This window comes from Caulobacter segnis (assembly GCF_023935105.1).
Lineage (GTDB): Bacteria > Pseudomonadota > Alphaproteobacteria > Caulobacterales > Caulobacteraceae > Caulobacter > Caulobacter segnis_B.
The window spans coordinates 5604379-5630248 of the sequence record NZ_CP096040.1 but is presented as its reverse complement, the minus strand read 5'-3'; the positions used below and the strand labels follow the sequence as shown (position 1 = coordinate 5630248).

Sequence of the window (25870 nt, the reverse complement as noted above, 5' to 3'; positions counted from 1 at the left end):
CTTGGCGACCAAATCAGATCGCGTGGCAGGGTTGCGAGGTTTATCGTTAAATCGCAATAGGCTTCGGAAACCCAGGATGCAGCGCTCCCGACGGTCCCGCGAGACCGCCCGCGTCACGATCAAGGCGGTGGCCGCACAGGCCGGCGTCTCGGCCATGACGGTGTCCAACGTCTTCAACAACACCGGCAAGTTCAGCCGCGAGACCCGCGAGCGCGTGCTGGCCGCCATCGCGTCCCTGGGCTACGTGCCCAACTCGGCCGCCCGGCGCCTGGTCGGGGCGACGCCGGCCCGCATCGGCCTGCTGTATGCGGGCGTCGACAGCATGTTCATCGACGGCGTGCTGGCCGCCGCCGCCGTGGCCACCGCCGAGCGCGGTCTGCAGCTGATGGCCCGCAAGGCGGACGGGCCGGAGCACGCCCTGGCGACAGCGCGCGCGCTGCAGGCGTCGGGCGCCGACGCCTTGCTGGTGCTGCCGCCGTTCGAGCTGGCCCTGAGCGGTTCGCCGGAATTCCTGGCTCTGGGCCTGGCGACCGCCGCCATCGCCACGGCCGCGCCGCTGCCCGACATGTTCACGGTTCGCATCGACAACCGCGCCGCCTCGCGCGCCGTCGTCGAACTGCTGATCGCCAAAGGCCGGCGGCGCATCGGCGTCATCGCGGGACCGGCCGACCACTCCGACAGTCTCGACCGGCTGGCGGGTTGTCGCGACGCCCTGGCGGCGCACGGCCTGACCCTGCCCGACGAACGGGTCATCGAAGGCCGGTTCACCTTCGAATCCGGTCTGGCCGCCGCCGAACGGCTGCTGGCCTTGCCCGCGCCGCCCGACGCCATCGTCGCGGCCAATGACGACATGGCGGCCGCGGCGTTGTGGTGCGCGCATCGGCGAGGCCTGAGCCTGCCGCGCGACCTGGCGGTGGCTGGCTTCGACGACACGCTCCTTGCCACGCGCGTTTGGCCGCCCCTGACCACGGTGCGCCAGCCCATCGACCGGATGACCGGCCGGGCCCTGGACCTGTTGCTGGACGCCTTGCGCCGTCCGCCGGGGGAGGTCGCGCCCATGGACGTGCTCGAGGCCCATCATCTGGTCGAGCGCGCCTCGGCCTGACGCAGGGTAGGGCTGCCCAAGGCCGTCGGCCCCTCTATAAAGACGGGCTCAAGCAGGAGACCGCCCCATGGCTCAACAGCCGGCCGACTACCAGACCCTGATCGTCGAAGCCCCCGAGAGCGCGCCGGGCGTGACGCTGATCCGCCTGAACCGGCCCGAGGCCCTGAACGCCCTGAACACCCAACTGCTGGGCGAGCTGGCCCAGGCGCTGGCGATCGCCGAGGCCGACGACGCGGTGGGCTGTATCGTGCTGACCGGTTCGACCAAGGCCTTCGCGGCCGGCGCCGACATCAAGGAGATGTCGGACAAGACCTACGCCCAGATGTTCAAGGCCGACTTCTTCACCGCCGGGGCGCGGGCGATCGAGCAGTGTCGCAAGCCGATCATCGCCGCCGTTTCCGGCTACGCCCTGGGCGGCGGCTGCGAACTGGCGATGATGTGCGACTTCATCCTGGCCGCCGACACCGCCAAGTTCGGCCAGCCCGAGATCAATCTGGGCGTCGCGCCCGGCATCGGCGGCACCCAGCGCCTGACCCGCTTCGTCGGCAAGTCCAAGGCCATGGACATGATCCTGACCGGCCGGATGATGGACGCCGCCGAGGCCGAGCGCTCGGGCCTGGTGTCGCGGATCTTCCCGGCCGACAGCCTGGTCGACGAGGTCCTGGCCGTGGCCGCCAAGATCGCCGGCCAGTCGCCCCTGGCCGTGGCCATGAACAAGGAACTGGTCGAGGCCGCCTACGAGACGACGCTGACGACGGGGGTCGCTCTGGAGCGGCGCCTGTTCCACTCGCTGTTCGCGTTCGAGGACCAGAAGGAGGGCATGGCGGCCTTCGTCGAGAAACGTAAGCCGGCATTCCGGGGCCAATAATCGATTGCGCCAAAATGGCCGCAGGATTCATGCCTGTGGACCGTTGACCCCGGCGAGCGCTTCCCGTATATCCGCGCGCTCTATTTTCCCTGCTTCGCGGCCGCCCGCGCGGCTGTCCGTTTGAAGGTCCGACCTATGGCCAATAATCCCGGCGCCAAGAAAGCGATCCGCAAGATCGCTCGCCGCACCGAAGTCAACACCGCCCGCCGCTCGCGCGTGCGCACCTTCCTGCGCAAGTTCGAAGACGCCATCGCCAAGGGCGACGTGGCCGTCGCCAAGGCCGCCTTCGTGGAAGCTCAGTCGGAGCTGATGCGCGCGGTTTCGAAGGGCGTTGTTCATCCGAACACGGGCTCGCGGAAAGTGTCGCGTCTGGCCGCTCGTCTGAAGAAGCTGGATAAGGCCGCCGCCTAGTCCAGAATTCGGACGAACGTCGTTCGTCCAATGAATTCAAGTATTTACGAAAGCCGGTCAGGTTCGCCTGGCCGGCTTTTGCTTTGAATCCAACGTTCTGTTCCTGCCGTTGCAATCTGTGATCTGAACGCTTGGCTTTACTATTCCCTTGCGGGGCGAGGGGCTCTCGCGAGTCAACAGAAATATCCGCGATCGGACGCAAGTTTTCCGTTTGACCGGCCCCCGCCGCTGGCTAGTTTAAGCGTCTCAGCGCTTCTCCAGTCTTGGAAAAAACAAGGCGGCGGCGGACCGAACGTGTTCGCCGGGTAAGAACCTGTGTGCGTTGAGAAGACCGGCCGTACGCCATGGGGGGCGGGCGGCTGATGTGGGTTGCGGCGGTTGTTTTTGTGCGAGGCGGTGGACGAATGACGATGAAGGGTGGGGTGGCCAGCCAGGACTTTCCGGCAGCGATCGCGACGGCTTGCGAGCCGGCGGCGGGCGTGTGGTCGAAGGTGACCGTGGCCCTGAAACGCGAACTGGGCGACGCGGCGTTCGGATCATGGATCGCGCCGGCGATGCTGCGCGAGGCCGCGACCGGCGATGTCGTCCTGGTTACGCCGACCGGCATCGCCCGCGATTGGATCCGTCGCAGCGCCTGGCGTCGCATCGGCGAGCTGTGGGCCGCCAATGACGCGACCGGTCGTCGCATCGACCTGAAGTCGCGCCTGGAATTCGAAGCCTCGACGGGCGTCTATGTCGAGGCCGCTCCGAAAGCCTCGTCGGCCGAGCCGATCGAGATCGTCCTGCCCGTGTCGACCGACGCGCCGGCCATCGTGGCCCCGAGCGCGAAGTCGCCCCGCACCCAAGGCCTGCAGGAACGCTTCACCTTCGAGACCTTCGTCCCGGGTCCGGCCAACGAGTTCGCCCACGCCGTGGCGCGCCGGATCGCCAACTGGGCCGACGGCCACTTCAATCCCGTGCTGTTCCATGGCCCCTACGGCTTCGGCAAGACCCACCTACTGAACGCCCTGGCCTGGGAAGCCATGCGCAACGCGCCTGAAAAGCGCGTGGTCTACCTGACCGCCGAGCGCTTCCTGTCGACCTTCGTGCGCGCCCTGATGGATCGCCAGACGGCGGCCTTCAAGGAAGAGCTGCGCGCGGCCGACCTGCTGATCATCGACGACGTCCACTTCATCGCGGGCAAGCAGTCGACCCAGGAGGAGCTGTTCCACACCCTGACCGCCCTCGTGGGCGAAGGCGGCCGCGTCGTGTTCTCGGCGGACCGTCCGCCGTCGGCCATGACCGAGATGGACCCGCACCTGCGCTCGCACCTGTCGGCGGGCCTGGTCTGCGGCCTGGAGCCGGCCGACCGCTCGCTGCGCCTGGGCATCCTGGAGCGCAAGATCCAGACCTTGTCGGGCGCCCAGGGCTTCGACCCGACCATGCGTCCGGACGTGCTGCAGTTCCTGGCCGATCGTTTCACCGACAGCGTCCGCGAGCTGGAAGGCGCGCTGAACACCCTGTCGGCCCGCGCCGGCGAGGGCCTGTCGCGCCTGACCCTGGACGAGGTGCAGGCGATCCTGCGTCCGCACCTGCGGACGGGCGAGAAGCGCATCACCATCGACGACATCCAGAAGGCCACCGCCGACCACTACGGCATGAAGCAGGCCGACCTGCTCAGCGAGCGCCGTAACCGCGCCATCGCCCGTCCGCGCCAGGCGGCCATGTGGCTGGCCAAGCAGCTGACCACCCGGTCGCTGCCGGACATTGGCCGTCGCTTCGGGGGCCGTGACCACACCACCGTCCTGCACGCCGTGCGTCGCATCGAGGCGCTGCGCGCCGAGGACAACGCCCTGAGCCATGACCTGGAAGTGATCACCCGCAAGCTGCGCGGCTGATCCAGGGGCGGCCGGGACACCGGTTTCCGCGAGTTTCCAACGGGAAGGGCCGCTCCGAAGGGGCGGCCTTTTTCGTTGCGGCTCCCGCATGAGGTTTTCTGCCCGCTGGACGAGATTATCGCGCGCGCCGGGACGTAAGGTCGAGGCTAGGGTTCGGCCAGCCGTTCAAAGGAGACCCCTGATGTCCGATCGCAAGCTCCACCCCGAGACCCTGGCCCTGCACGCGGGCTGGCGGGCCGATCCGGCCACGGGCGCGGTGGCGCCGCCGATCTACCAGACGACGTCCTATCAGTTCCAGAGCACCGAGCACGCCGCCGACCTGTTCGCGCTTCGCCAGCTGGGCAACATCTACACCCGCATCGGCAACCCCACGATCGACATCCTGGAGCAGCGCCTGGCCGCGCTGGAGGGCGGGGCCGCGGCCCTGGCCGTGGCCTCGGGCCAGGCGGCCTCGGCCTTCGCCCTGCAGAACCTGGCGCGGGCCGGCGACAACGTCGTCAGCTCGACCGACCTCTACGGCGGCACCTGGAACCTGTTCGCCAACACCTTGCGCGACCAGGGGATCGAGGTCCGCTTCGTCGATCCCGAGGATCCGGAGGCCTTCGCCCGCGCCACCGACGATCGCACCCGCGCCTATTACGCCGAGACCTTGCCCAATCCGAAGCTGACCGTCTTCCCGATCGCCGAGGTCGCCGCGATCGGCCGCAAGCTGGGCGTGCCGCTGATCGTCGACAACACCGCGGCCCCGCTGCTGGCCCGGCCCCTGGAGCACGGCGCGGCGATCGTCGTCTATTCGACCACCAAGTACATCGGCGGTCATGGCACCTCGATCGGCGGGGTCATCATCGACGGCGGCAATTTCGACTGGTCGGCCCATCCCGAGCGCCAGCCGACTCTGAACACCCCCGACCCTAGCTATCATGGCGCGGTCTGGGCCGAGGCGGCCAAGCCGCTGGGCCCCATCGCCTACATCCTGCGCGCCCGCACGGTGCTGCTGCGCGACCTGGGCGCGGCGCTGTCGCCGTTCAACGCCTTCCAGATCCTGCAAGGGCTGGAAACCCTGCCGCTGCGGATCACCCGCCATTCGCAGAACGCCCGGGCCGTGGCCGACTTCCTGGCCGCCCGCCCCGAAGTGACCAAGGTCATCTATCCGTCGGCCCAGGACGGCCTGCGCCGCGAGCGGGCCGATCGTTATCTGTCGGGCGGCTACGGCGGGCTGGTCGGCTTCGAGCTGGCTGGCGGGCGCGAGGCGGGGCGCGGCTTCATCGACGGGCTGAAGCTGTTCTACCACGTGGCCAATATCGGCGACGCCCGCAGCCTGGCCATTCATCCGGCCTCGACCACGCACTCGCAGCTGAGCGCCGAGGACCAGCTGGCGACCGGGGTTTCGGACGGCTATGTCCGGCTGTCGATCGGCCTGGAGCACATCGACGACATCCTGGCCGATCTGGACCAGGCCTTGTCCGCCGCCAAAGGCCTGGCAGTCGCGGCGGAATAGCCTCGTCTACCGTGCGCGGCGCAGGGTCAGGTTGATCCTGCCGCCGCCGGGAACCAGGCTGGACGAGCCCGCCACGATCCGATCCACCCCGTGGAACGCCAGGCGCGCCGGGCCAGAAAGCCGACACACATCCCCCGAGCTCAGTTTCAGGCTGCGGGTCGGGTCCTTGCGGCTGGTCCCGCCGATGCGGAACACCGCCGTGTCGCCCAGCGAGATCGACAGCACCGGAAAGCGCGGGTCGGCCTCGTCGCGATCCTGGTGCAGGCCCATACGGGCGCCCTCTCGATAGAGGTTGACCAGGCACGAGTCCGGCGGCGTCTCCGGGTCGCCCAGGCGGGCCCAGAGGTCTAGTAGCGCCGGCGGCATGGCGGGCCAGGCCTGGTCCGTGCCGGGATGGCGTTCGGCATAGCGGTATCCCGCCGCGTCGCTGGTCCAGCCCAGCGGGCCGAACGCCGTCATCGCCACGCTCATCGGCTTGCCATAGGCCGTCGCGTAGTTCGCGAACGGCGCGCTATCGGCGGCGGCGAGGACCGCTTCGAGCAAGCCCTTCTGGGCCTGGGCGTCCAGAAGACCCGGCCAGAGATCGAAACCCGGAATGACTGACAGGGGCTGAAACATTACTGAAACTTAACGCGCGCCTTAGGAACGGAAGGTGTTGGTTTGCGCCGCCGGCTGAGGGGGCCGGATGAATTTTCCATTCTAGGACCGAACATGCGTCGTCTTATGTCCTCCGCGGCCGTGGCCGTGATGTTGTTCGCCGCCGGGAGCGTTTCCGCCGCCCCGGCCGCCAAGAGCAAGCCCAAGCCCGCCGTCGCGGCTCAAGTCGGGACCAAGGGCGCGACCTTCGCGACCGTGACGACCCAGCTGCCGCGCAACGTCCGCCCCTCGCACTATGATGTGGCCTTCACGCCCGACGCCGACAAGCTGACCTTCACGGCGCGCGTGAAGATCGCCATCGAGGTGGTCGAGCCGACCAGCACCATCACCTTGCAAGCCGCCGACCTGACCTTCTCGAAAGCCGAGATCGCCGGGTTTGGCGCCGCGAAGGTGAAGGTCGACGACGAGGCCCAGACCGCCGCCTTCACGTTCGCCAAGGCGCTTCCGAAGGGCAAGTACGTCCTGTCGATCGACTATGCCGGCAAGATCTACAAGCAGGCCGCTGGCCTGTTCGCCCTCGACTACGAGACCGAGGCCGGCAAGAAGCGGGCGCTCTACACCCAGTTCGAGAACTCGGACGCCCGCCGCTTCATCCCCTCGTGGGACGAGCCGTTCTACAAGGCCACCTATACCGTCGAGGCGACGATCCCGACCGGCCAGGTGGCCCTGGGCAACATGCCGATCGCGTCCTCCAAGGATCTGGGCGGCGGCAAGACCCTGGTGAAGTTCGCGACCTCGCCGAAGATGTCGACCTATCTGCTGTTCTTCGGCCTGGGCGAGTTCGACCGCGCCTCGGTCAAGTCGGGCGGCGCCGACGTCGGCGTGGTCACCAAGAAGGGTGACACGGCCAAGGCCGACTTCGCCCTGAAGTCGGCCGCCGACATCCTGCCCTGGTACAACGACTATTTCGGCACGCCGTACCCGCTGCCGGTGCTGGACAACATCGCCGCGCCGGGCCGCAGCCAGTTCTTCAGCGCCATGGAGAACTGGGGCGCGATCTTCTACTTCGAGTACGCCCTGCTGCTGGACCCGAAGATCTCGACCGAGACCGACAAGCAGAACGTCTTCACGACCGTGGCCCACGAGATGGCTCACCAGTGGTTCGGCGACCTGGTGACCATGGCCTGGTGGGACGACCTGTGGCTTAACGAGGGCTTCGCCTCGTGGATGGAAGGCCGGGCGACCGAGCACTTCCACCCCGAATGGAACGCCTCGCTGACCGCCGTCGGTTCACGCGAATACGCCATGAACCTGGACGCCCTGCAGACCACCCACCCGGTGGTGCAGCACGTCGAGACGGTCGAGCAGGCCAGCCAGGCTTTCGATGGCATCACCTACCAGAAGGGCGAGGCCGTGATCCGCATGCTGGAAGGTTATGTGGGCCACGACGCCTGGCGTGACGGCGTGCGCGCCTACATGAAGAAGCACGCCCACGGCAACACGGTCAGCGACGACCTGTGGAGCGCCGTCGAGGCCTCGGCCGGCAAGCCGATCAAGGCCATCGCCCACGATTTCACCCTGCAGCCGGGCGTGCCGCTGATCACGGTGACGAGCGCGACCTGCGCGGCCGGCAAGACCACCCTGGCCCTGACCCAGGGCGAGTTCAGCAAGGACCTGCAGGGCAAGACGCCCCTGGCCTGGCGTGTGCCGGTCACGGTGCAAGCGCTGGGTGGCGGGACGGCCAAGACCCTGGTCGTCGGCGGCAAGGGGGCGGTCACGGTCGACGGCTGCGGCCCGGTCGTCGTCAACGCGGGCCAGAGCGGCTATTTCCGCACCCAGTATGGCCCTGAGCGCTTCGCCGGCATCGTCCAGAACTTCGCCAAGCTGCCGGCGATCGATCAGCTGGGCGTGATCAGCGACGCCTGGTCGATGGGCCTGGCCGGCTACCAGCCCGCCACCGACTTCCTCGATCTGGCCAAGGCCACGCCGTCCGACACCGATCCTCAGGTGTTGTCGAAGGTGGCCAGCACCTTCTCGGCCATCGACGGCCTCTACGAGGGCATGCCGGCCGAGCGCGCCGCGTTCCGCAAGCTGGCCATCGCCCAGCTGCGGCCGCTGCTGGCCAAGGCCGGCTGGGCGGCCAAGCCGGGCGAGGCCGACAACGTCGCCATCCTGCGCGCCGACCTGATCGGGGCCCAGGGCGGCCTGGGCGACCCCGAGGTGGTGGCTGAGGCCACGCGCCGGTTCAACGCCGACAAGACCGATCCGTCGGCCATCCCCGGCCCGCTGCGCAAGACCATCCTGGGCGTCGTGGCCAAGCACGCCGACGCGGCGACCTGGGACGCCATCCACGCCCAGGCCCAGGCCGAGAAGACGCCGCTGGTCCGCAATCAGCTCTACACCCTGCTGGCCTCCACCGAGGACGAGGCCCTGGCCCGCAAGGCCCTGGCCCTGGCCCTGACCCCCGAGCCGGGCGAGACCCTGTCGTCGACCATGATCTCCAAGGTCGCCAGCAACCATCCGGACCTGACCTTCGACTGGGCTGTGGCCAACAAGGACGCGGTCAACGACAAGGTCGACAACAGCGCCCGCACCCGGTTCATCCCCGGGCTGGGCGCGGCCTCGTCGACCCCGGCCACGGCCGAGAAGATCAAGGCCTATGCCGCGGCCAATTTGGCCGAGGGTTCGCGCAAGGAGGCCGACAAGGCCGCGGCGGCGGTGTTGAACCGCGCCCAGATCCGTCAGCAACGCCTCCCGGCGATCACGGCCTGGGTCGCCAAGGCGGGCTAAAACCCGGCCGGCATTATGTTTCTCGTGGCCGCGCTCTCCTGGGGCGCGGCCATTTTTTCGCGGTTTCGCGGCAATTTCCCCTTGTTGGCATGGGGTTATGGTCTTGCGCGCCGACGCCTATCCCCCATATCCGGCTGCGAAGCGGGGTTGACGGGCTCGTCAACTTCGAACAACGCATTTCGCCCGCTGACTTTTTTGTCAGTGGGACGGATGTGGAACTGGAACCTAGAGAGAGCGAACCCACTGGGGACGGTCACGAGAAAAACCGGGGCGCTTCCGAGAAGGCCCTTGTCACCGCCGTCCGCCTAAAGGAGCGACAGGTACGAAGATGAGCAAGATTATCGGCATCGACCTTGGCACCACGAATTCGTGCGTGGCCATCATGGACGGCAAGAACCCGAAGGTGATCGAGAACGCCGAGGGCGCTCGCACCACGCCGTCGGTCGTGGCCTTCCTGGAAGACGGCGAGCGCCTTGTCGGTCAGCCCGCCAAGCGTCAGGCCGTGACCAACCCGACCAACACGCTGTTCGCGATCAAGCGCCTGATTGGCCGCAACGCCAGCGATCCGGTGGTCGAGAAGGACAAGGGCATGGTGCCCTACGAGATCGTCAAGGGCCCGACCGGCGACGCCTGGGTCAAGGCCCACGGCAAGGACTACAGCCCGCAGGAAGTCTCGGCCTTCATCCTGCAGAAGATGAAGGAAGCCGCCGAAGCCCATCTGGGCGAGCCGGTGACCAAGGCGGTCATCACGGTTCCGGCCTACTTCAACGACGCCCAGCGTCAGGCGACCAAGGACGCCGGCAAGATCGCCGGCCTCGAAGTCCTGCGCATCATCAACGAGCCGACCGCGGCGGCCCTGGCCTACGGCCTGGACAAGAACGACGGCAAGAAGATCGCGGTCTACGACCTGGGCGGCGGCACGTTCGACGTCTCGATCCTGGAAATCGGCGATGGCGTCTTCGAGGTGAAGTCGACCAATGGCGACACCTTCCTGGGCGGCGAGGACTTCGACCTGCGGATCGTCGACTACCTGGCCGACGAGTTCAAGAAGGAGCAGGGCGTCGACCTGCGCAAGGACAAGCTGGCTCTCCAGCGCCTTCGTGAAGAGGCCGAAAAGGCCAAGAAGGAACTGTCGTCGACCGCTCAGTACGAAGTGAACCTGCCGTTCATCAGCATGAACGCCTCGGGTCCGCTGCACCTGAACATCAAGCTGTCGCGCGCCAAGCTGGAAGCCCTGGTCGACGACCTGATCTCGCGCACCATCGGTCCGTGCGAACAGGCCCTGAAGGACGCCGGCCTGAAGAAGAGCGACATCGACGAAGTGATCCTGGTCGGCGGCATGAGCCGCATGCCCAAGGTCCAGCAGGCGGTGCAGGACTTCTTCGGCCGCGAGCCCCACAAGGGCGTGAACCCCGACGAAGTCGTGGCGCTGGGCGCGGCGGTCCAGGCTGGCGTGCTGCAAGGCGACGTCAAGGACGTTCTGCTGCTGGACGTGACCCCGCTGACCCTGGGCATCGAGACCCTGGGCGGTGTGTTCACTCCGCTGATCGAACGCAACACCACGATCCCGACCAAGCGCTCGCAGACCTTCTCGACCGCCGACGACAACCAGTCGGCCGTGACGATCCGCGTGTTCCAGGGCGAACGCCCGATGGCCGTCGACAACAAGATCCTGGGTCAGTTCGACCTGGTCGGCATCCCGCCGGCGCCGCGCGGCGTGCCGCAGATCGAGGTCACCTTCGACATCGACGCCAACGGCATCGTCCAGGTCCACGCCAAGGACAAGGCGACCAACAAGGAGCACTCGATCCGCATCCAGGCCAATGGCGGCCTCTCGGACAGCGACATCGAGCGCATGGTCAAGGAAGCCGAGGCCAATAAGGCCGCGGACGAGGAAAAGAAGAAGCTGGTCGAGGCCAAGAACCAGGGCGAGGCGATCCTGCACTCGACCGAGAAGGCCCTGGCTGAGCACGGCGACAAGGTCGGCGCGGCCGAGAAGACCGCGATCGAGACCGGCATCGCCGAGCTGAAGACCGCTCTGGAAGGTGAGGACGTCGAGGCTATCCAGGCCAAGACCCAGGCCCTGATCCAGGCTTCGATGAAGCTGGGCGAGGCGATGTACGCCGCCCAGCAGGGCTCGGCCGAAGGCGGTGAATCCGCCGAATCCGCGGACGATGGCGTCGTCGACGCCGAGTTCGAAGAAGTCGACGACAACAAGCCGGCGAACTAATCGCCATGCGCGCGCCGCGGAACATGCTCGACAGACCTGTTCCGCGGCCGCGACGTCTTGTCTCGCCGCCCGAGGACGCCTTGCGCCGGGCCGCGTGCTATCCCACCTCTTCCCCTATCAACGCCACTTTCGTGGGCCTTTTGGGCGCCAGACGCTGACGATGCGCGACTATTACGAAATTCTCGGCGTGACCCGGACCATCGATGAAGCTGGTCTGAAGTCCGCGTTCCGCAAGCTGGCGATGGAACATCACCCCGATCGCAACGGCGGTTGCGAGAACGCGACCGGTCGGTTCAAGGAAATCAACGAGGCCTATTCGGTCCTCTCCGATCCGCAGAAGCGCGCGGCCTATGACCGCTTTGGCCATGCCGGCGTCAACGGCGGCGGCGCGGGCGGTTTCGGTGGCCAGCAGGGCTTCGACGCCAGCGATATCTTCAATGATGTGTTCGGGGACGTCTTCGGCGAGATGTTCGGCGGCGGTCGCCGCCAGTCGAACGGTCCCCAGCGCGGCCAGGACCTGCGCTACGACCTGGAGATCTCTCTCGAGCAGGCCTATGCCGGCGCCGAGGTCGAGATCAAGGTGCCCGCCGCCATGACCTGCGAGGTCTGCGAGGGCTCGGGCGCCAAGCCCGGCACCAACCCCACCGTCTGCGGCACCTGCGGCGGCGCCGGCCGCGTCCGGGCGACGCAAGGCTTCTTCGCGGTCGAGCGCGGCTGCCCGCGCTGCGGCGGCTCCGGCCGCCTGGTGCTGGATCCCTGCCAGAACTGCAACGGCCACGGCCAGGTGCGCCGCGAGCGCATCCTGTCGGTTCGCATCCCGGCCGGCGTCGACGACGGCGCCCGCATCCGTCTGGCGGGCGAGGGCGACGCGGGCGCGCGCGGCGGTCCGCGCGGCGACCTCTACATCTTCCTGTCGGTGACCCCGCACGAGCTGTTCGAGCGCGACGGTCTCGACCTGCTGTGCACCGTGCCGGTGCCGATGACCACGGCCGCCCTGGGCGGCGAGATCGAGGCTCCCTGCCTGCTGGGCGGCGAGACCTGCGACGGCCAGTGCAAGATCAGTGTCTCGGTGCCGGAAGGCGCCCAGACCGGTAAGACCGTCCGCCTCAAGGGCAAGGGCATGCCGTCCCTGCGCAGCCGCCAGCGCGGCGACCTGGTGGTCGAGCTCTTCGTCGAGACCCCGACCCACCTGTCCGCCCGTCAGAAGGAACTGATGCGCGAACTGGCGGGCCTGTGCGGCGAGAAGCAGAATCCCAAGTCCGCCAACTTCGTCGGCAAGGCCAAGCGCTTCTGGGAAGAGGTCACGGGGAGCTAGGGCTTCCGTCGTTTCCGCCGTCCTAAGCCAAGGAACAGTCCAAGCAGCAGGATCGCCGAGATCAAGGCGACCAACGCAAGTGCGCCAGGCGCGTAGTGTCCCGGCGCCGGTTTGGGTCTGGGCAGCGATACGGTTTCCACGCGTTCGATGCTGACCGTAAAGACGCCTGGAATGTCCACCAACGTCGCCTTTGGCTTCTCGGTCTTCGGCGGCGGCGGTTTGGGGCGCTGGGCTTCCGTCATGCGAACAGGCTCAGCCGGTCGTCGGCGCGGGTCAAGCGGGTGAAAGCCCCGGATTTAGGCGCTTCATCCCCCGATTTCCTTAACGCCGACTCTTAACGCGAGGCGCGACGCTCTGTACTTTCGCGCGTCATGAACGCGCACACGACGCCGACCCCGGCCGCTCAGCTCGATCCCACCGGCGCGACGCCGGTGATGCAGCAGTTCTTCGAGATGAAGGCGCGGCAGCCCGATGCGTTGATCTTCTTCCGCATGGGCGACTTCTACGAGCTGTTCTTCGAGGACGCCTACAAGGCCGCTGCAGCCCTGGGCATCAGCCAGACGTTCCGGGGCACCCATGCCGGCCAGCCGATCCCGATGGCGGGCGTGCCGCAGCACGCGGCCGAGGCCTATCTCTCCAAGCTGATCCGCATGGGCTTCAAGGTCGCCGTCTGCGAGCAGATGGAAGACCCGGCCGAGGCCAAGAAGCGCGGCTCCAAGTCGGTCGTTCGCCGCGACATCGTCCGCGTCGTGACGCCGGGCACCCTGACCGAGGACGGCCTGCTGGACGCGCGCGGCGCCAATCGCCTCGCCGCCGTGGCCGTGCGCGCGGGCCAGGCCGCAGTGGCCTCGGTCGAGCTGTCGACCGGCGAGGTCGAGGTTTTTGCGCTCGCCAAGGAGGCCGTCGCGCCGATCCTGGCGGCCCTGGCGCCGTCCGAGACCCTGGTCGCCGACCGCTTGCTGTCGGATGACAGCCTCTCCCAGACCCTGAAGATCTGCGGCGGGCTGGTGCAGCCGATGCCCTCGGCGCTGTCCGAACCGCAGGCCTCCGAGCAACGGGTGAAGCGCCTCTACGGCGTCGACACCCTGGACGGCTTCGGCGGGCTGACCCCGGCCGAGATCGGGGCCCTGGGCCTGATCGCCGCCCACCTGGAGATGACCCAGGCCGGCAAGCTGCCGGCCCTGCGCGCGCCCCGACGGGCCGCCGACGCCGACGTCATGGCCATCGACCCGGCCACGCGCGGCAGCCTGGAGATCGACCGCACCCAGACCGGCGACCGTAATGGCTCGCTTCTGGCCTGCATCGACCGCACGGTGACGGCCGGCGGCGCGCGGATGCTGGCCTCGCGTCTGGCGCGGCCACTGCTGGACGTGGCCGCCATCGACCAGCGCCTGGACGCCGTCGAGTGGTTCGTCGAGCATCGCCAGCTGCGCCAGCGCCTGCGCGAGGTGCTGAAGGGCGCCGGCGACATGGCCCGCGCGCTGTCCCGTCTGGCCCTCGGCCGGGGCGGGCCGCGCGATCTGGGCTGCCTGCGCGACACCCTGAAAGTCGGCGAGCGCCTGGCCGGCATGGCGGGCGGCTCGCCCGATCCGCTGTCGCCGCCGCCGTTCGAACTCGAGCACGCCTTCAAGGCCCTGACCCCGTCGCTTCACGAGGGCCTGTCGCAATATCTGAACATCCTGGAGCAGGGCCTGGGCCCCGACCTGCCGGCCCTGGCCCGCGACGGCGGCTTCGTCGCCGCCGGGATCCGTCCGGAGCTGGACCAGGCCCGGGGCTTGCGCGACGACAGCCGCAAGATCATCGTCGCCCTGGAGGCCCAGCTGACCGCCGAGAGCGGCGTGCCGCTGAAGATTCGCCACAACGGTGTATTGGGCTATTTCGTCGAGGCCACGGCCGGCAAGGCTGACCCACTGTTCCAGCCGCCGCTGAACGCCACCTTCATCCACCGCCAGACCCTGGCCAACCAGGTGCGCTTCACTACGGTCGAGCTGGCCGACCTGGACGCCCGCATCGCCCAGGCCGCCGAGCGGGCCCTGGCCATGGAGGTCGCCGCCTTCGAGGACTGGCGCGAACAGGCCCGCATGCTGGCCGACGCCATCCAGATCGCGGCCGAGGCCCTGGCCCGCCTGGACGTCGCTTCGGCGCTGGCCGAATGGGCCGAGGACGCCGGCGCGGTGCGGCCGATCGTCGACGCCTCCTACGCCTTCGACGCCAAGGGCGCCCGCCACCCGGTGGTCGAAGCCGCCGTCAAGCGCGCCGGCGATCCCTATACCCCCAACGATTGCTGCCTGGATGCGTCCGGCGAGACCGGCGCGCGGCTGTCGATCGTCACCGGCCCGAACATGGCCGGTAAGTCGACCTTCCTGCGCCAGAACGCCCTGCTGGCGATCCTGGCGCAGTCGGGCTGCTATGTGCCTGCCGCCAGCTTCCGCCTGGGCGTGGTCGATCGCCTGTTCAGCCGCGTCGGGGCTGGCGATGATCTGGCCCGGGGCCGCTCGACCTTCATGATGGAGATGGTCGAGACGGCCGCCATCCTGACCCAGGCCGGCCCACGCAGCCTGGTCATCCTGGACGAGATCGGCCGGGGCACGGCCACCTATGACGGCCTGGCCATCGCCTGGGCCTGCGCCGAGGCCCTGCACGACACCAACAAGAGCCGCGCCCTGTTCGCCACGCACTATCATGAGCTGGCGACCCTGGAGGAGCGGATGAGTTTCGTCTCTAACCTCTCCCTGCGGGCCAAGGAGTGGAACGGCGACCTCGTCTTCCTGCACGAGGCCGCGCCCGGCCCGGCCGACCGCTCGTACGGCGTGCAGGTGGCCAAGCTGGCTGGGGTGCCCGGTCCGGTCGTCCACCGCGCCCGCGAGGTTCTGGATCGCCTGGAGAGCAAGGACCAGTCGCCGGCCAAGCTGGACGACCTGCCGCTGTTCGCCGTCAGCCAGGCGGCGGCTCCGGCGCCCGCCAAAGCGGCGCCCAGCGTCGTCGAGGACACGCTGAGCGACCTCGACGTTGACGGCATGAGCCCGCGCGAGGCCCTGGAAGCACTCTATCGTCTTAAGGGTCTGCTGAAGACCTAGAGTCATTAGTGGCAGCGTGACGGTCGCGAAAACCGGCTTCCACTTTTCGCTGTCACGCTGTGGTACCCATATAGTCAACATGCCCCGTCGCCTTCGCCCCACCCGCCTGGAACACGTCGTCGACGGTCACGCGCTCAGAGCGCGCCTTTCGGCCGCCGCCCTGGATTCCATCGGCAACGAGGCCGAGCAGCGCGCCCGCGCCATCGAGATCCTCAAGCAGGCGCTGTTTCGCGGCCGGATGATCGCCAAAGAGCGGCTGGAGAACGGGGCCAGCGGCGTCGAGACCGCTCGCCTGATCAGCGGCGTCACCGACGAGGTGATCACCGCCCTCTATGACTTCACGACGGTCCACGTCTTCCGGGCCCGCAACCCGACCGAGGGCGAGCGCCTGTGCCTGCTGGCCGTCGGCGGCTATGGGCGCGGCACCCTGGCGCCGTTCTCGGACATCGATCTCTTGTTCCTGCGGCCCTACAAGCAGACGCCGCACGCCGAGAGCGTGATCGAGTTCATGCTGTATGCGCTGTGGGATCTGGGCTTCAAGGTCGGCCACGCCTCGCGGACCATCGAGGAGTGCGTGCGCCTCTCGAAGGAAGACTACACGATCCGCACCTCGATCCTGGAGGCCCGTCGCCTGACCGGCGACGAGCGCCTGGCCGATGACCTGAAGAAGCGCTTCCGCGACGACGTCATGAAGGGCACGGGCGCCCAGTTCGTCGCCGCCAAGCTGAAGGAGCGCGACGACCGCCAGGCTCGCGCTGGGGCCAGCCGCTACATGGTCGAGCCCAACGTCAAGGAGGGCAAGGGCGGCTTGCGCGACCTGCACACCCTGATGTGGATCGCCGAATATCTGCACCCAGTCGACCGGCCCGAGGACGTCTTCAAGATGGAGGTGTTCTCCAGCCGCGAGACCAAGGCCTTCATCCGCGCCTTCGATTTCCTGCACGCCGTGCGCGCCCACCTGCACTTCACGACGGGCCGGCCGGAAGAGCGGCTGACCTTCGACCTGCAGCCCGAGATCGCCCGCCGCATGGGCTATGGCGACCGGGGCGACGCGCCGGCGGTCGAGCGGTTCATGCGCCGCTACTTCCTGATCGCCAAGGAGGTCGGGGCCCTGACCCGCGCCTTCTCGGCCAAGCTGGAAGCCGAGCACTTCAAGAACGAGCCCAAGGGCATCTCGCGGTTCCTTCCCGGCGGACGACCCAAGCGCAAGGCGCTGGAGGTCGAAGGCTTCTTCGAGGACAACGGCCGCCTGAACATCGCCGGCCAGGAGATCTTCGAGGCCGATCCGGTCAACCTGATCCGCCTGTTCAAGATCGCCGACGAGCGTGACCTTGATCTGCATCCCGACGCTTTCACGGCGGTGACGCGGTCGCTGTCGCTGATCACCTCGCGCGTGCGTCGCCATCCGGACGCCTGCCGGGCGTTCCTGGACCTGCTGGCGCGCGGCAAGCGCAGCTATCGCACCCTGACCCTGATGAACGACGCCGGGGTTCTGGGCCGCTTCGTGCCGGAGTTCGGCCGGGTCGTGGCCCAGATGCAGTTCAACATGTACCACTCGTACACGGTGGACGAGCACACCCTGCGGGCCGTCGGCGTGATCGGCGACATGGCCGCCGGGCGGCTGGTGGAGGATCATCCGCTGTCGGTTTCGATCATGCCCCTGATCGAGGACCGCGAAGCGCTTTTCCTGGCCATGCTGCTGCACGACACCGGCAAGGGCGGGGTGGGCGGCCAGGAGAAGGCGGGGGCCCGTAGCGCCCGCAGCGCCTGCGAGCGCCTGGGCGTCGAGCGCACCAAGGTCGAGCTGGTCGCCTGGCTGGTCGAGAACCATCTGGTCATGAGCGACTTCGCCCAGAAGCGCGACGTTTCCGATCCCGGCACCGTGGCGGCCTTCGCGCGGATCGTCGAGAACCCCGAACGCCTGCGCCTGCTGCTGGTCATCACCGTCGCCGACATCCGCGCCGTCGGGCCGGGGGTCTGGAACGGCTGGAAGGGCCAGCTGCTGCGCGAGCTCTACAACGCCACCGAGGCGGTGTTCCGGGGCGGGCGCGGCAGCGACGCCGCGGCCAACGTCCTGCGCCACCAGGAGAGCGCCGCCGAGGCCGCCCGCGCGGCGCTGCTGGAGACCGATCCGGCCGCCATGGGCTGGGCGACCGCGATGGAAAACGCCTATTTCAGCGCCTTCAGCCAGGAGGACCTGTTCGAGCACGCCGCCCTGGCGCGCCGCGCGGCCATCCAGGGCGGGGCCGCCGCCGAGGGGCGGGTGCGCTCGGGCCAGAACGCCGCCGAGATCGTCGTCGCGGCCAAGGACCGGCGCGGCCTGTTCGCCGATCTGGCCCTGGCCATCTCGTCGCTGGGCGGCAATGTCGTCGGGGCGCGGGTCTTCACCTCCCGCCAGGGCCAGGCTCTGGACGTGTTCTATGTGCAGGACGTGACCGGCGCGCCGCTGGGCTGCGAGAATCCCCGGGCTCTGCGCCGCCTGGCCGACGCGCTGGAGGCCGCCGGCCGAGGCGAGACCCTGGCGGTCGAGCCGCGCCGGGGCGCCGAGCAGTCGCGCGCCGCCGCCTTCGCGATCGCCCCGACCGTGGTGGTCGACAACGAGGCCTCCAACGACGCCACGGTGGTTGAGGCCTCGGGCCGTGATCGGCCGGGCCTGCTGCACGCCCTGGCCAAGACCCTCGCCGAGAGCGGCCTTTCGATCCAGTCGGCCCATATCGACGGCTATGGCGAGCGGGCCGTCGACGCCTTCTACGTCCAGACCTCGCAGGGCGGAAAGGTCACCGAGACCCGCAAGGTCAACGCCCTGAAGGCCGACCTGCTGGCGGCGCTGGAGCAGAACGAGGCCACCGCCCCGGCGGCGCGCGCGGGCTTGCGCCGGGCGCGCGCCAGCGTGGCGCGCTAGGGTCCGCGCCCGGCGGGGCGGCGCTACCTCGCGCCCAGGGTGGCGAGCAGGTCGTCCAGCTGCGCGAACTGCTCGGGCATCGCGTCTTCCATCCCGACGAAGGACTCGTCGAGCGCTTCCTTGGAGGGATAGAGCTCCTGCAGGACCAGCAGCGTCCTGTCGTCGCCTTCGTTTTCGAAGGTCACCGTGGTGACGGCGCCCTCTTCGCCTTCGTCATTGGTCCAGACGAGCCGCGACGGCGGCGTCACCTCCAGGTACTTGCCGTAGAAGGCCATGGAATTGTCGGCGTCCTTCCCGAAGACGACGCGATAGCCGCCGCCGGTGCGCACATCCATCTCGCAGGACAGCATCGGCACGCCGCTGGACTTCGGGGCCCACCACAGTTGGAACAGCTCGGCCTTGGTCCAGGCGTCGAATACCATCCGGACCGGGCCGTTGAAGATCCTCGTCACGACCAGTTCGCGATCGGAGGTCCGTTCGACCGTCGTGCGGCCGTCACTCACGCGTTCACCCATCGGCTTTCTCCCTTCGCTTCAAGGCCTCGATGACCTCGTCCAGCGCGTCGAAGCGCATGCTCCAGATTCGGTGGCGCTCCTCGATCCAGGCGATTTCCTCTTGGAAGCCGCGCTGGCCGAGCCTGCAGGTCCGCACGCGACCGACCTTCTCGGTGGTGACCAGGCCCGCCTGTTCCAGGACGCCGACGTGCTTCTTCATCCCTGTCAGGGTCATGTCGAAGCGGCCGGCGAGCTCGGTGATCGAGGCGTCACCTCGGCCGAGCTGCTCAAGCACGCCGCGTCGCGTGGCGTCCGAGAGCGCGGCGAAGGAGGCGTCGAGGCGGGCTGTCATAAACTGAACCATCTAGTTCAGTGTTTAGCGCGCCGAGCGGTCTCCCGCAAGGGGGCGTCGTCCGGCGAGGGGAGGGGTGTTCGACGCCGCCCTTGACGCTTCCCCGCCGAGACCTCAGAAGCCGCGAGTGACCGACGCCGTCCCCCCCGCTCCCGCCGAAGACATCACGCCTGCGCCCAAGAAGGGCGGGGGCCTGCTCAAGTCGTCCGCCATCTATTCCGGCCTGACCCTGGTCAGCCGGTTCATGGGCTTCGCGCGGGACCTGGCGGTCTCGTACCGGATGGGGGCCAGCGCCACGCCGGCGGCCGACGCCTACAACGCCGCCCTGGCCTTCCCGAACCTGTTCCGTCGGTTCTTCGCCGAGGGGGCCTTCGCAGCCGCCTTCGTGCCGGCCTACGCCAAGTCGCTGCAGCGCGACGGCGAGGAGAAGGCCGACATCCTGGCGGCGGACGCCATGGCCACCCTTGCGGCCTCGACCATCGTCATCACCGTCGTCTGCCAGCTGGCCATGCCGTGGCTGATGATGCTGATCAGCCCGGGCTTTGGCTGGGGCACCGAGAAGTACAAGCTGGCGGTGCTGCTGACCCAGATCACCATGCCGTACCTGCCGTGCATGGCCATCGTCGCCCACCTGTCGGGCGTGCTGAACGCCCGCGACCGCTTCATCCTGTCGGCCGGGGCGCCGATCCTGCTGAACATCTTCACCCTGGCCTTCATCCTGCCCCAGAGCTCGGCGGTGGGCGCGGCGACCTGGGGCTCGATCGGCGTGGTCGTGGCGGGCGTGGCCCAGGCGGCCCTGCTGACCTGGGGCGTCAACAAGTCGGGGGCCAAGGTCCACTGGCGGCTGCCGCGCCTGACGCCGGAGGTGCGAGAGCTGATCGGCAAGGCCATCCCCGGCGCCCTGGCGGCCAGCGCCACCCAGGTCAACATCTTCATCTCGGGCAACCTGGCCAGCCACGTCCCCGGCGGCCGCACCTGGCTGGCCACCGCCGACCGCCTGTACCAGCTGCCGCTGGGCCTGGTGGGCGTGGCGATCGGGGTCGCCCTGTTGCCGCGCCTGTCGCGCGCCGTGCACTCGGGCGACCGCGAGGACGCCCAGAGCGCCATGGACCAGGGCGTGACCCTGGCCATGGCCCTGACCCTGCCGGCCGCCGCGGCCCTGGTGGCCATGCCGGGCTTCCTGTCGGACGGTCTCTACACGCGCGGCCAGTTCACCGCCTTCGACGCCAGCCAGACGGCGGCGGCGCTGTTCTTCTATGGCCTGGGCACCCCAGCCTTCGTGCTGCAGCAGCTGTATTCGCGGGCCTTCTTCGCGCGCGGCGACACCAAGAGCCCGATGCGCTTCGCCCTGATCTCGGTCGCGGTGAACATCGTCTTCGGCGTCGCCCTGTTCCAGCTGGTCGGGGTCAAGGGCATCGCGGCCGCCACCGCGATCGCCTCGTGGATCAATGTCGGCCAGATGGCCTGGGCGCTGTCCGCCAAGAAGGAATACGGTCCGACCGGTCAGACCTGGTCGCGCCTGGCCCGGATCCTGGTCGCCAGCCTGGGCATGGGCCTGTTGATGGCCGCCGCCTCGCACTATCGCGACCTGATCGAGGCGCCGCTGCGGAGCCTGGGCCTGACGGGCCACGCGATCGGCGCCAAGGAATTCGCCCTGGCCCTGACCTGCCTGGCCGGCGTCGCGGTCTATCCGCCGCTGCTGTTCCTGTTCGGCGGGGTCAAGCCGGCCGAGCTGAGGGCGGCGCTCAAGCGGGGCAAGGCTTGATCCGTGTCGCGGGGAGGGATAACCAGCGGGCCATGGCTCCGATCGGTCTCCTCGCGTCGCGATGGCGCGGCTCTAACTGACCCTGATCACCGCATCTCCGCGATGCGGTTCGCGCCCTTCCGCGCCCGCCAATCTCTTGAAATTCTACAGCCAAGGCTGAACCCATGACCGACCAAGCCCCCGTCACCTACACGGGCCCCGCCCGCGTGCTCTCGGGCGTCCAGCCCTCCGGCGCCCTGCACCTGGGCAACTATCTGGGCGCGCTGGTGAAGTTCGCTCGCCTGCAGCACGAGATCGACACCTTCATCTTCGTGGCCGACCTGCACGCCATCACCGTCTGGCAGGATCCGGCCGCCCTGGCCCAGCAGACCCGCGAGATCGCGGCCGCCTACATCGCTTCGGGCCTGGACCCGGACAAGGCGACGATCTTCCCGCAGTCGGCGGTGCGCGAGCACGCCGAACTGGCCTGGATCTTCCAGTGCGTGGCCCGCCTCGGCTGGCTCGACCGCATGACCCAGTTCAAGGAGAAGAGCGGCAAGCACAAGGAGCGGAGCTCGGTGGGCCTCTACACCTATCCGGTGCTGCAGGCGGCCGACATCCTGGTCTACAAGGCCACCCACGTGCCGGTCGGCGAGGACCAGAAGCAGCACCTGGAGCTGACCCGAGACATCGCCCAGAAGTTCAATCACGACTTCAACGCGCCCGGCTTCTTTCCGCAGCCCGATCCGCTGATCCAGGGCCCGGGGGCACGGGTGATGAGCCTGCGCGACGGTTCGGCCAAGATGAGCAAGTCCGATCCCTCGGACTATTCGCGCATCAACCTGACCGACACGGCCGACGACATCGCCGCCAAGGTCAAGAAGGCCCGCACCGACCCGGAACCGCTGCCCGAGACCCTGGAAGAGCTGGCCGCTCGCGCCGAGGCCGACAACCTGGTGGGGATCTTCGCGGCCCTGTCCGGGCGCTCGAAGGCCGAGGTGCTGGCCGAATACGCCGGCAAGGGCTTCGGAACGTTCAAGCCGGCCCTGGCCGAGCTGGCGGTCGAGAAGCTGGCCCCGGTCGGCGAGCGCATGCGTGGTCTGCTGGGCGATCCTGCGGTGCTGGACGCCATCCTGGCCAAGGGCGCGGAAAAGGCCCGCGAGGCCGCTGCTCCGACCCTGGCCGAGGTCAAGAAGCTGGTCGGCTTCTGGGGCGCCTAGAAACTGGGCTTGAGGTTGGTTCTGAAGCGGCGTCTTGTCAGGCGATGACAGACGCCGCGCCTTCTAGCCGCCGCAAGTTCCTGGTGGTCGCCGACGACACCCCGGAATTCTCGGCCGCCCTCAAATACGCCTGTCGCCGCGCCCGCTCGACCGGCGGCCACGTGGCGCTGTTGAAGGTCATCGCGCCCGCCCAGTTCGAACACTGGAGCGGCGTGCGCGAGGAGATCGAGCGCCAGGAGCGCGAGGAGGCCGAGGCTCTCCTGCAGAGCCTAGCCGCCCAGGTCGTAGCCGAGACCGGCCTGCCGCCCGAATTCATCATCAAGCACGCCGACAGCACCCGCGCGGCATTGAAAGCGGTGGTGGCGGCCGATCCCAGCATCAAGATCCTGATCCTGGCGACCTCGACGGCGGGCCGCGGTCCGGGCCCGCTGATCTCGGCCATCGCCAAGGAGGGCGTCGGGTTCTCGGGGCGGAAGCTGCCGGTGACGGTGGTGCCGGGGGATCTCACGGATGCTGAGATCGAAGAGCTGGCCTAGTTTCCTTCTCCCCTTGAGGGAGAAGGTGGCGCGGAGCGCCGGATGAGGGGTCGCACAGACGAAAACCGCCGCGACGGCGGTCAGGCTGTCGCGGCGGCTTCTTTCTTCAACCCCTCACCCGACCCGCTGCGCGGGCCACCCTCTCCCGCAAGGGGAGAGGGGATCAGATCCGCTCCGGGATCCGCACCATCATCCGCTCGTAGCCCTTCACGAAGGTCGAGTAGACGCGCTTGGGCTCTTCCAGGACCTCGATCCGGGGGAAGCGCTTGAGCACTTCTTCCCAGAGGATCTTCAGCTGCATCTCGGCCAGGCGATTGCCGACGCAGCGGTGGATGCCGAAGCCGAACGACAGGTGGCGGCGGGCCTGGGGCCGGTCGATGATGAAGGCGTCGGCGTCCTCAATCACCGTGTCGTCGCGGTTGCCCGAGACGTACCACATGACGACCTTGTCGCCCTTCTTGATGGTCTTGCCGGAGAGCTCGAAGTCCTCCAGCGCCGTGCGGCGCATGTGGGCCAGAGGGGTCTGCCAGCGGATGATCTCCGAGACCATGTTCGGGATCAGGCTGGGATCGGCGCGCAGCTTGGCTTCTTCGGCCGGGTTCTTCGACAGGGCGTAGAGGCCGCCGGTCAACGAGTTGCGGGTCGTGTCATTGCCGCCGACGATCAGCAGGATGACGTTGCCCAGATACTCCATCGGCGGCATGTCGCGGGTGGCCTCGCCATGGGCCAGCATCGAGATCAGGTCGTTACCGGGTTCGGTCTGGTTGACCCGCTCGTTCCAGAGGTTGGTGAAATAGGCCAGACACTCCAGCAGTTCGGCGCGGCGGGCGTCCTCGCTCTCGACGATGCCGCTCTCGGGCGAGGCCGTGGCGACGTCGGACCAGCGGGTCAGCTTGCGGCGCTCTTCCCAGGGGAAGTCGAACAGGGTGGCCAGCATCTGGGTGGTCAGTTCGATCGACACCTTGTCGACCCAGTCGAACGGCTCGTCGATCGGCAGGGTGTCCAGGATCTGGCAGACCCGCTCGCGGATGACGCCTTCCAGCCGGCCCAGGTTCTGCGGCGAGACGATCGGGCTGACTGTCTTGCGCTGGATGTCGTGCTTGGGCTGGTCCATGGCGATGAACATCGGCAGGACGAAGTCCTCGTCGAAGTTACGGATCGTGATGCCGCCCAGGTGGGCGTCCGACGAGAAGACCTGGTGGGTCGTGTCGACGGTCATGATGTCGTTGTAGCGGGTGATCGACCAGTAGGGGCCGGTTTCCTCGTCCCCCTGCGAGAAGTGGACGGGATCCTCCTTCCGCAGTCGCTCGAAGTACGGCCACATGGCGTCGGCCTGGAACAGGGCCGGATTGGCGACATGGATCTCGTCTAGCGGCATGGCGTAGGCCTGCGCGCGCGCCGCTTCCTTGAGGTCAACCGAACCGTCGCTCATCGTCAGATCCTCCCGCGGACCAGTGTTATATCGCCATACCGCCAGAAAATGACGCCTGTGTCACTTTTAAAATGCGCCAAATGGTCTTTGCGCCAGGAGGGCGGTCACCCTTGCGTCGCGCGGCCGCGAGGTCCATCTGTCGGCCATGTTCATTCAGACCGAAACCACCCCGAACCCCGAGGTCCTGAAGTTCCTGCCCGGCCGCGAAGTGCTGGGCGAAGGGGCGCGGGAATTCCGCACGCCGGAAGAGGGCGACGCCTCGCCGCTGGCCAAGGCGCTGTTCGACCTGGGCGACGTGACGCGGGTGTTCTTCGGTCCCGATTTCCTGACGGTGACCAAGGGCGAGGACGCCCAGTGGCCGCACCTGAAGGCCCCGATCCTGGCGGCGATCATGGACCACTTCACCAGCGGGCGGCCGCTGGTGCTGGACGCCACGCAGGATGGCGGTCACGACGAGGACGGCGTCTATGACGAGGAAGCCTCGCAGATCGTCGCCGAGATCAAGGAGTTGCTGGACACCCGCATCCGTCCGGCCGTGGCCCAGGACGGCGGCGACATCGTCTTTTCGCGCTTCGAGCCCAAGACCGGGGTCGTATGGCTGCACATGCGCGGCGCCTGCTCGGGCTGTCCCTCGTCGTCGGCGACCCTGAAGTCGGGCGTCGAGAACATGCTCAAGCACTATGTGCCGGAAGTGACGCGGGTCGAGCAGACCCTGGGCTGACGTTCCGCCGGCCGCTTGCGCGACGCCCGGGAACGCCTTATTGTAACTAGTATAGTTGCAAATAGCTTCCTCAAGGATCGCTCATGGCCAAGCTCGAAGACGCCTCGCTCGCCCAGCTGTTCACCGAAGCCCGGACCCGCAATGGCTGGGATCCGACGCCGCTGCCGGAAAGCGTGCTGCGCGAACTCTATGAGCTGACCAAGTTCGGCCCGACAGCCGCCAACTCGACCCCGGCCCGGTTCTATTTCCTGACCTCGGAAGCGGCCAAGGAGCGCCTGGCCAAGCTGTCGTCGGGCTCGAACGCCCCGAAGATCCGCCAGGCCCCGGTGACGGTGATCGTCGGCTACGACCTCGATTTCCCGGAAACCCTGCCCAAGCTGTTCCCGCACGCCCCGGGCGCCAAGGACTGGTTCAACGACATGCAGGCCCGCGAGTGGGGCGCGCTGCGCAACAGCTCGCTGCAGGGCGGCTATTTCATCCTGGCCGCGCGGGCGCTGGGCCTGGACGTCGGCCCGATGTCGGGCTTCGACAACGCCGGCGTCGACGCCGAGTTCTTCGCGGGCACGAACATCAAGTCCAACTTCATCGTCTCGATCGGCCACGGCACGGACGAGGGCCTGTTCCCCCGCAACCCGCGTCTCGACTTCGACGAGGCGGCGAAGGTTCTCTGATCGGGTGACGGCGGAGGGCGGGCGGGCTAA

At 68.3% G+C, this 25870-nt stretch carries 20 protein-coding genes; 15 read left to right on the top strand and 5 right to left on the bottom strand.

What is annotated here, in order from left to right; translation table 11 throughout:
• Positions 1-76: 76 nt before the first annotated feature.
• The 5 genes from MZV50_RS26140 to MZV50_RS26120 all read left to right on the top strand — a co-directional run bounded on the left by MZV50_RS26140 (position 77) and on the right by MZV50_RS26120 (position 5759).
• Positions 77-1105 carry a LacI family DNA-binding transcriptional regulator gene (locus MZV50_RS26140; RefSeq protein ID WP_252632276.1) on the top strand — a complete coding sequence of 343 codons (1029 nt, stop codon included), beginning with the start codon at positions 77-79 and terminating at the stop codon, positions 1103-1105.
• Positions 1106-1172: 67 nt separating this feature from the next.
• The gene (locus tag MZV50_RS26135) at positions 1173-1973 is read left to right on the top strand and encodes an enoyl-CoA hydratase (protein ID WP_252632275.1); all 801 of its coding nucleotides are present in this window, start codon (positions 1173-1175) and stop codon (positions 1971-1973) included.
• Positions 1974-2108: 135 nt separating this feature from the next.
• A complete protein-coding gene (gene rpsT / locus MZV50_RS26130; protein ID WP_004617408.1) occupies positions 2109-2384 on the top strand; it encodes a 30S ribosomal protein S20 in 276 nt (91 codons plus the stop codon).
• A gap of 404 nt (positions 2385-2788) precedes the next feature.
• Positions 2789-4261: a chromosomal replication initiator protein DnaA gene (gene dnaA / locus MZV50_RS26125; RefSeq protein WP_252632274.1), complete on the top strand. Its 1473-nt coding sequence runs from the start codon at positions 2789-2791 to the stop codon at positions 4259-4261.
• 181 nt (positions 4262-4442) lie between these two features.
• A complete protein-coding gene (locus MZV50_RS26120; protein ID WP_252632273.1) occupies positions 4443-5759 on the top strand; it encodes an O-acetylhomoserine aminocarboxypropyltransferase/cysteine synthase family protein in 1317 nt (438 codons plus the stop codon).
• Between the two features lie 6 nt (positions 5760-5765).
• Here MZV50_RS26120 and MZV50_RS26115 read toward each other — a convergent pair whose 3' ends face one another.
• Positions 5766-6377 carry an alpha-ketoglutarate-dependent dioxygenase AlkB gene (locus MZV50_RS26115; RefSeq protein WP_252632272.1) on the bottom strand — a complete coding sequence of 204 codons (612 nt, stop codon included), beginning with the start codon at positions 6375-6377 and terminating at the stop codon, positions 5766-5768.
• Between the two features lie 93 nt (positions 6378-6470).
• On the opposite strand from MZV50_RS26115, the gene MZV50_RS26110 reads away from it, so the two are divergent.
• The 3 genes from MZV50_RS26110 (at position 6471) to dnaJ (ending at position 12691) form a co-directional block, all read left to right on the top strand.
• Positions 6471-9146, top strand: a complete 2676-nt coding sequence (locus tag MZV50_RS26110) for a M1 family metallopeptidase (protein WP_252632271.1) — start codon at positions 6471-6473, stop codon at positions 9144-9146.
• A gap of 328 nt (positions 9147-9474) precedes the next feature.
• A complete protein-coding gene (dnaK, locus tag MZV50_RS26105; RefSeq protein WP_252632270.1) occupies positions 9475-11376 on the top strand; it encodes a molecular chaperone DnaK in 1902 nt (633 codons plus the stop codon).
• Between the two features lie 160 nt (positions 11377-11536).
• A complete protein-coding gene (gene dnaJ / locus MZV50_RS26100) occupies positions 11537-12691 on the top strand; it encodes a molecular chaperone DnaJ (protein ID WP_252632269.1) in 1155 nt (384 codons plus the stop codon).
• Here the strand turns inward: dnaJ and MZV50_RS26095 are convergent.
• Complete coding sequence (locus tag MZV50_RS26095; RefSeq protein WP_252632268.1) at positions 12688-12933, bottom strand: hypothetical protein; 246 nt, start codon at positions 12931-12933, stop codon at positions 12688-12690. The genes dnaJ and MZV50_RS26095 overlap by 4 nt on opposite strands.
• 129 nt (positions 12934-13062) lie before the next feature.
• On the opposite strand from MZV50_RS26095, the gene mutS reads away from it, so the two are divergent.
• Both mutS and MZV50_RS26085 read left to right on the top strand, forming a co-directional pair.
• On the top strand, positions 13063-15768 hold the full coding sequence (gene mutS / locus MZV50_RS26090) for a DNA mismatch repair protein MutS (protein ID WP_252632267.1): 2706 nt from the start codon (positions 13063-13065) through the stop codon (positions 15766-15768).
• Between the two features lie 79 nt (positions 15769-15847).
• On the top strand, positions 15848-18670 hold the full coding sequence (locus MZV50_RS26085) for a [protein-PII] uridylyltransferase (RefSeq protein WP_252632266.1): 2823 nt from the start codon (positions 15848-15850) through the stop codon (positions 18668-18670).
• A gap of 23 nt (positions 18671-18693) precedes the next feature.
• Here the strand turns inward: MZV50_RS26085 and MZV50_RS26080 are convergent, their stop codons facing one another.
• Positions 18694-19185, bottom strand: coding sequence for an SRPBCC family protein (locus MZV50_RS26080; protein WP_252632265.1), 492 nt, complete (start codon positions 19183-19185; stop codon positions 18694-18696).
• Positions 19178-19528: an ArsR/SmtB family transcription factor gene (locus MZV50_RS26075; protein WP_252632264.1), complete on the bottom strand. Its 351-nt coding sequence runs from the start codon at positions 19526-19528 to the stop codon at positions 19178-19180. Before MZV50_RS26075 ends, MZV50_RS26080 begins: the two co-directional genes overlap by 8 nt.
• Before the next feature lie 115 nt (positions 19529-19643).
• Between MZV50_RS26075 and murJ the strand changes: the two genes are divergently transcribed.
• The 3 genes from murJ to MZV50_RS26060 all read left to right on the top strand — a co-directional run bounded on the left by murJ (position 19644) and on the right by MZV50_RS26060 (position 23016).
• Complete coding sequence (gene murJ, locus MZV50_RS26070) at positions 19644-21281, top strand: murein biosynthesis integral membrane protein MurJ (RefSeq protein WP_252632263.1); 1638 nt, start codon at positions 19644-19646, stop codon at positions 21279-21281.
• A 164-nt stretch (positions 21282-21445) separates the two neighbouring features.
• Positions 21446-22480, top strand: a complete 1035-nt coding sequence (gene trpS, locus MZV50_RS26065; protein ID WP_252632262.1) for a tryptophan--tRNA ligase — start codon at positions 21446-21448, stop codon at positions 22478-22480.
• A gap of 44 nt (positions 22481-22524) precedes the next feature.
• Positions 22525-23016 (top strand): universal stress protein, encoded by a 492-nt coding sequence (locus tag MZV50_RS26060; protein WP_252632261.1) that lies wholly within the window; start codon positions 22525-22527, stop codon positions 23014-23016.
• Between the two features lie 163 nt (positions 23017-23179).
• Here MZV50_RS26060 and MZV50_RS26055 read toward each other — a convergent pair whose 3' ends face one another.
• Complete coding sequence (locus MZV50_RS26055) at positions 23180-24448, bottom strand: cytochrome P450 (protein ID WP_252632260.1); 1269 nt, start codon at positions 24446-24448, stop codon at positions 23180-23182.
• A gap of 145 nt (positions 24449-24593) precedes the next feature.
• Between MZV50_RS26055 and MZV50_RS26050 the strand changes: the two genes are divergently transcribed.
• Complete coding sequence (locus tag MZV50_RS26050) at positions 24594-25169, top strand: NifU family protein (RefSeq protein WP_252632259.1); 576 nt, start codon at positions 24594-24596, stop codon at positions 25167-25169.
• 83 nt (positions 25170-25252) lie between these two features.
• Complete coding sequence (locus tag MZV50_RS26045; RefSeq protein ID WP_252632258.1) at positions 25253-25840, top strand: malonic semialdehyde reductase; 588 nt, start codon at positions 25253-25255, stop codon at positions 25838-25840.
• Positions 25841-25870 lie beyond the last annotated feature (30 nt).

Coding starts and splice junctions, on each gene's coding strand:
- MZV50_RS26135 (WP_252632275.1), top strand. CDS start 1,173: ATGGCTCAACAGCCGGCCGACTACCAGACCCTGATCGTCGAAGCCCCC.
- MZV50_RS26050 (WP_252632259.1), top strand. CDS start 24,594: ATGTTCATTCAGACCGAAACCACCCCGAACCCCGAGGTCCTGAAGTTC.
- MZV50_RS26110 (WP_252632271.1), top strand. CDS start 6,471: ATGCGTCGTCTTATGTCCTCCGCGGCCGTGGCCGTGATGTTGTTCGCC.
- MZV50_RS26095 (WP_252632268.1), bottom strand. CDS start 12,933: ATGACGGAAGCCCAGCGCCCCAAACCGCCGCCGCCGAAGACCGAGAAG.
- MZV50_RS26085 (WP_252632266.1), top strand. CDS start 15,848: ATGCCCCGTCGCCTTCGCCCCACCCGCCTGGAACACGTCGTCGACGGT.
- MZV50_RS26080 (WP_252632265.1), bottom strand. CDS start 19,185: ATGGGTGAACGCGTGAGTGACGGCCGCACGACGGTCGAACGGACCTCC.
- MZV50_RS26140 (WP_252632276.1), top strand. CDS start 77: ATGCAGCGCTCCCGACGGTCCCGCGAGACCGCCCGCGTCACGATCAAG.
- MZV50_RS26075 (WP_252632264.1), bottom strand. CDS start 19,528: ATGGTTCAGTTTATGACAGCCCGCCTCGACGCCTCCTTCGCCGCGCTC.
- dnaK (WP_252632270.1), top strand. CDS start 9,475: ATGAGCAAGATTATCGGCATCGACCTTGGCACCACGAATTCGTGCGTG.
- mutS (WP_252632267.1), top strand. CDS start 13,063: ATGAACGCGCACACGACGCCGACCCCGGCCGCTCAGCTCGATCCCACC.
- trpS (WP_252632262.1), top strand. CDS start 21,446: ATGACCGACCAAGCCCCCGTCACCTACACGGGCCCCGCCCGCGTGCTC.
- dnaA (WP_252632274.1), top strand. CDS start 2,789: ATGACGATGAAGGGTGGGGTGGCCAGCCAGGACTTTCCGGCAGCGATC.
- rpsT (WP_004617408.1), top strand. CDS start 2,109: ATGGCCAATAATCCCGGCGCCAAGAAAGCGATCCGCAAGATCGCTCGC.
- dnaJ (WP_252632269.1), top strand. CDS start 11,537: ATGCGCGACTATTACGAAATTCTCGGCGTGACCCGGACCATCGATGAA.
- MZV50_RS26115 (WP_252632272.1), bottom strand. CDS start 6,377: ATGTTTCAGCCCCTGTCAGTCATTCCGGGTTTCGATCTCTGGCCGGGT.
- MZV50_RS26120 (WP_252632273.1), top strand. CDS start 4,443: ATGTCCGATCGCAAGCTCCACCCCGAGACCCTGGCCCTGCACGCGGGC.
- MZV50_RS26045 (WP_252632258.1), top strand. CDS start 25,253: ATGGCCAAGCTCGAAGACGCCTCGCTCGCCCAGCTGTTCACCGAAGCC.
- MZV50_RS26060 (WP_252632261.1), top strand. CDS start 22,525: ATGACAGACGCCGCGCCTTCTAGCCGCCGCAAGTTCCTGGTGGTCGCC.
- MZV50_RS26055 (WP_252632260.1), bottom strand. CDS start 24,448: ATGAGCGACGGTTCGGTTGACCTCAAGGAAGCGGCGCGCGCGCAGGCC.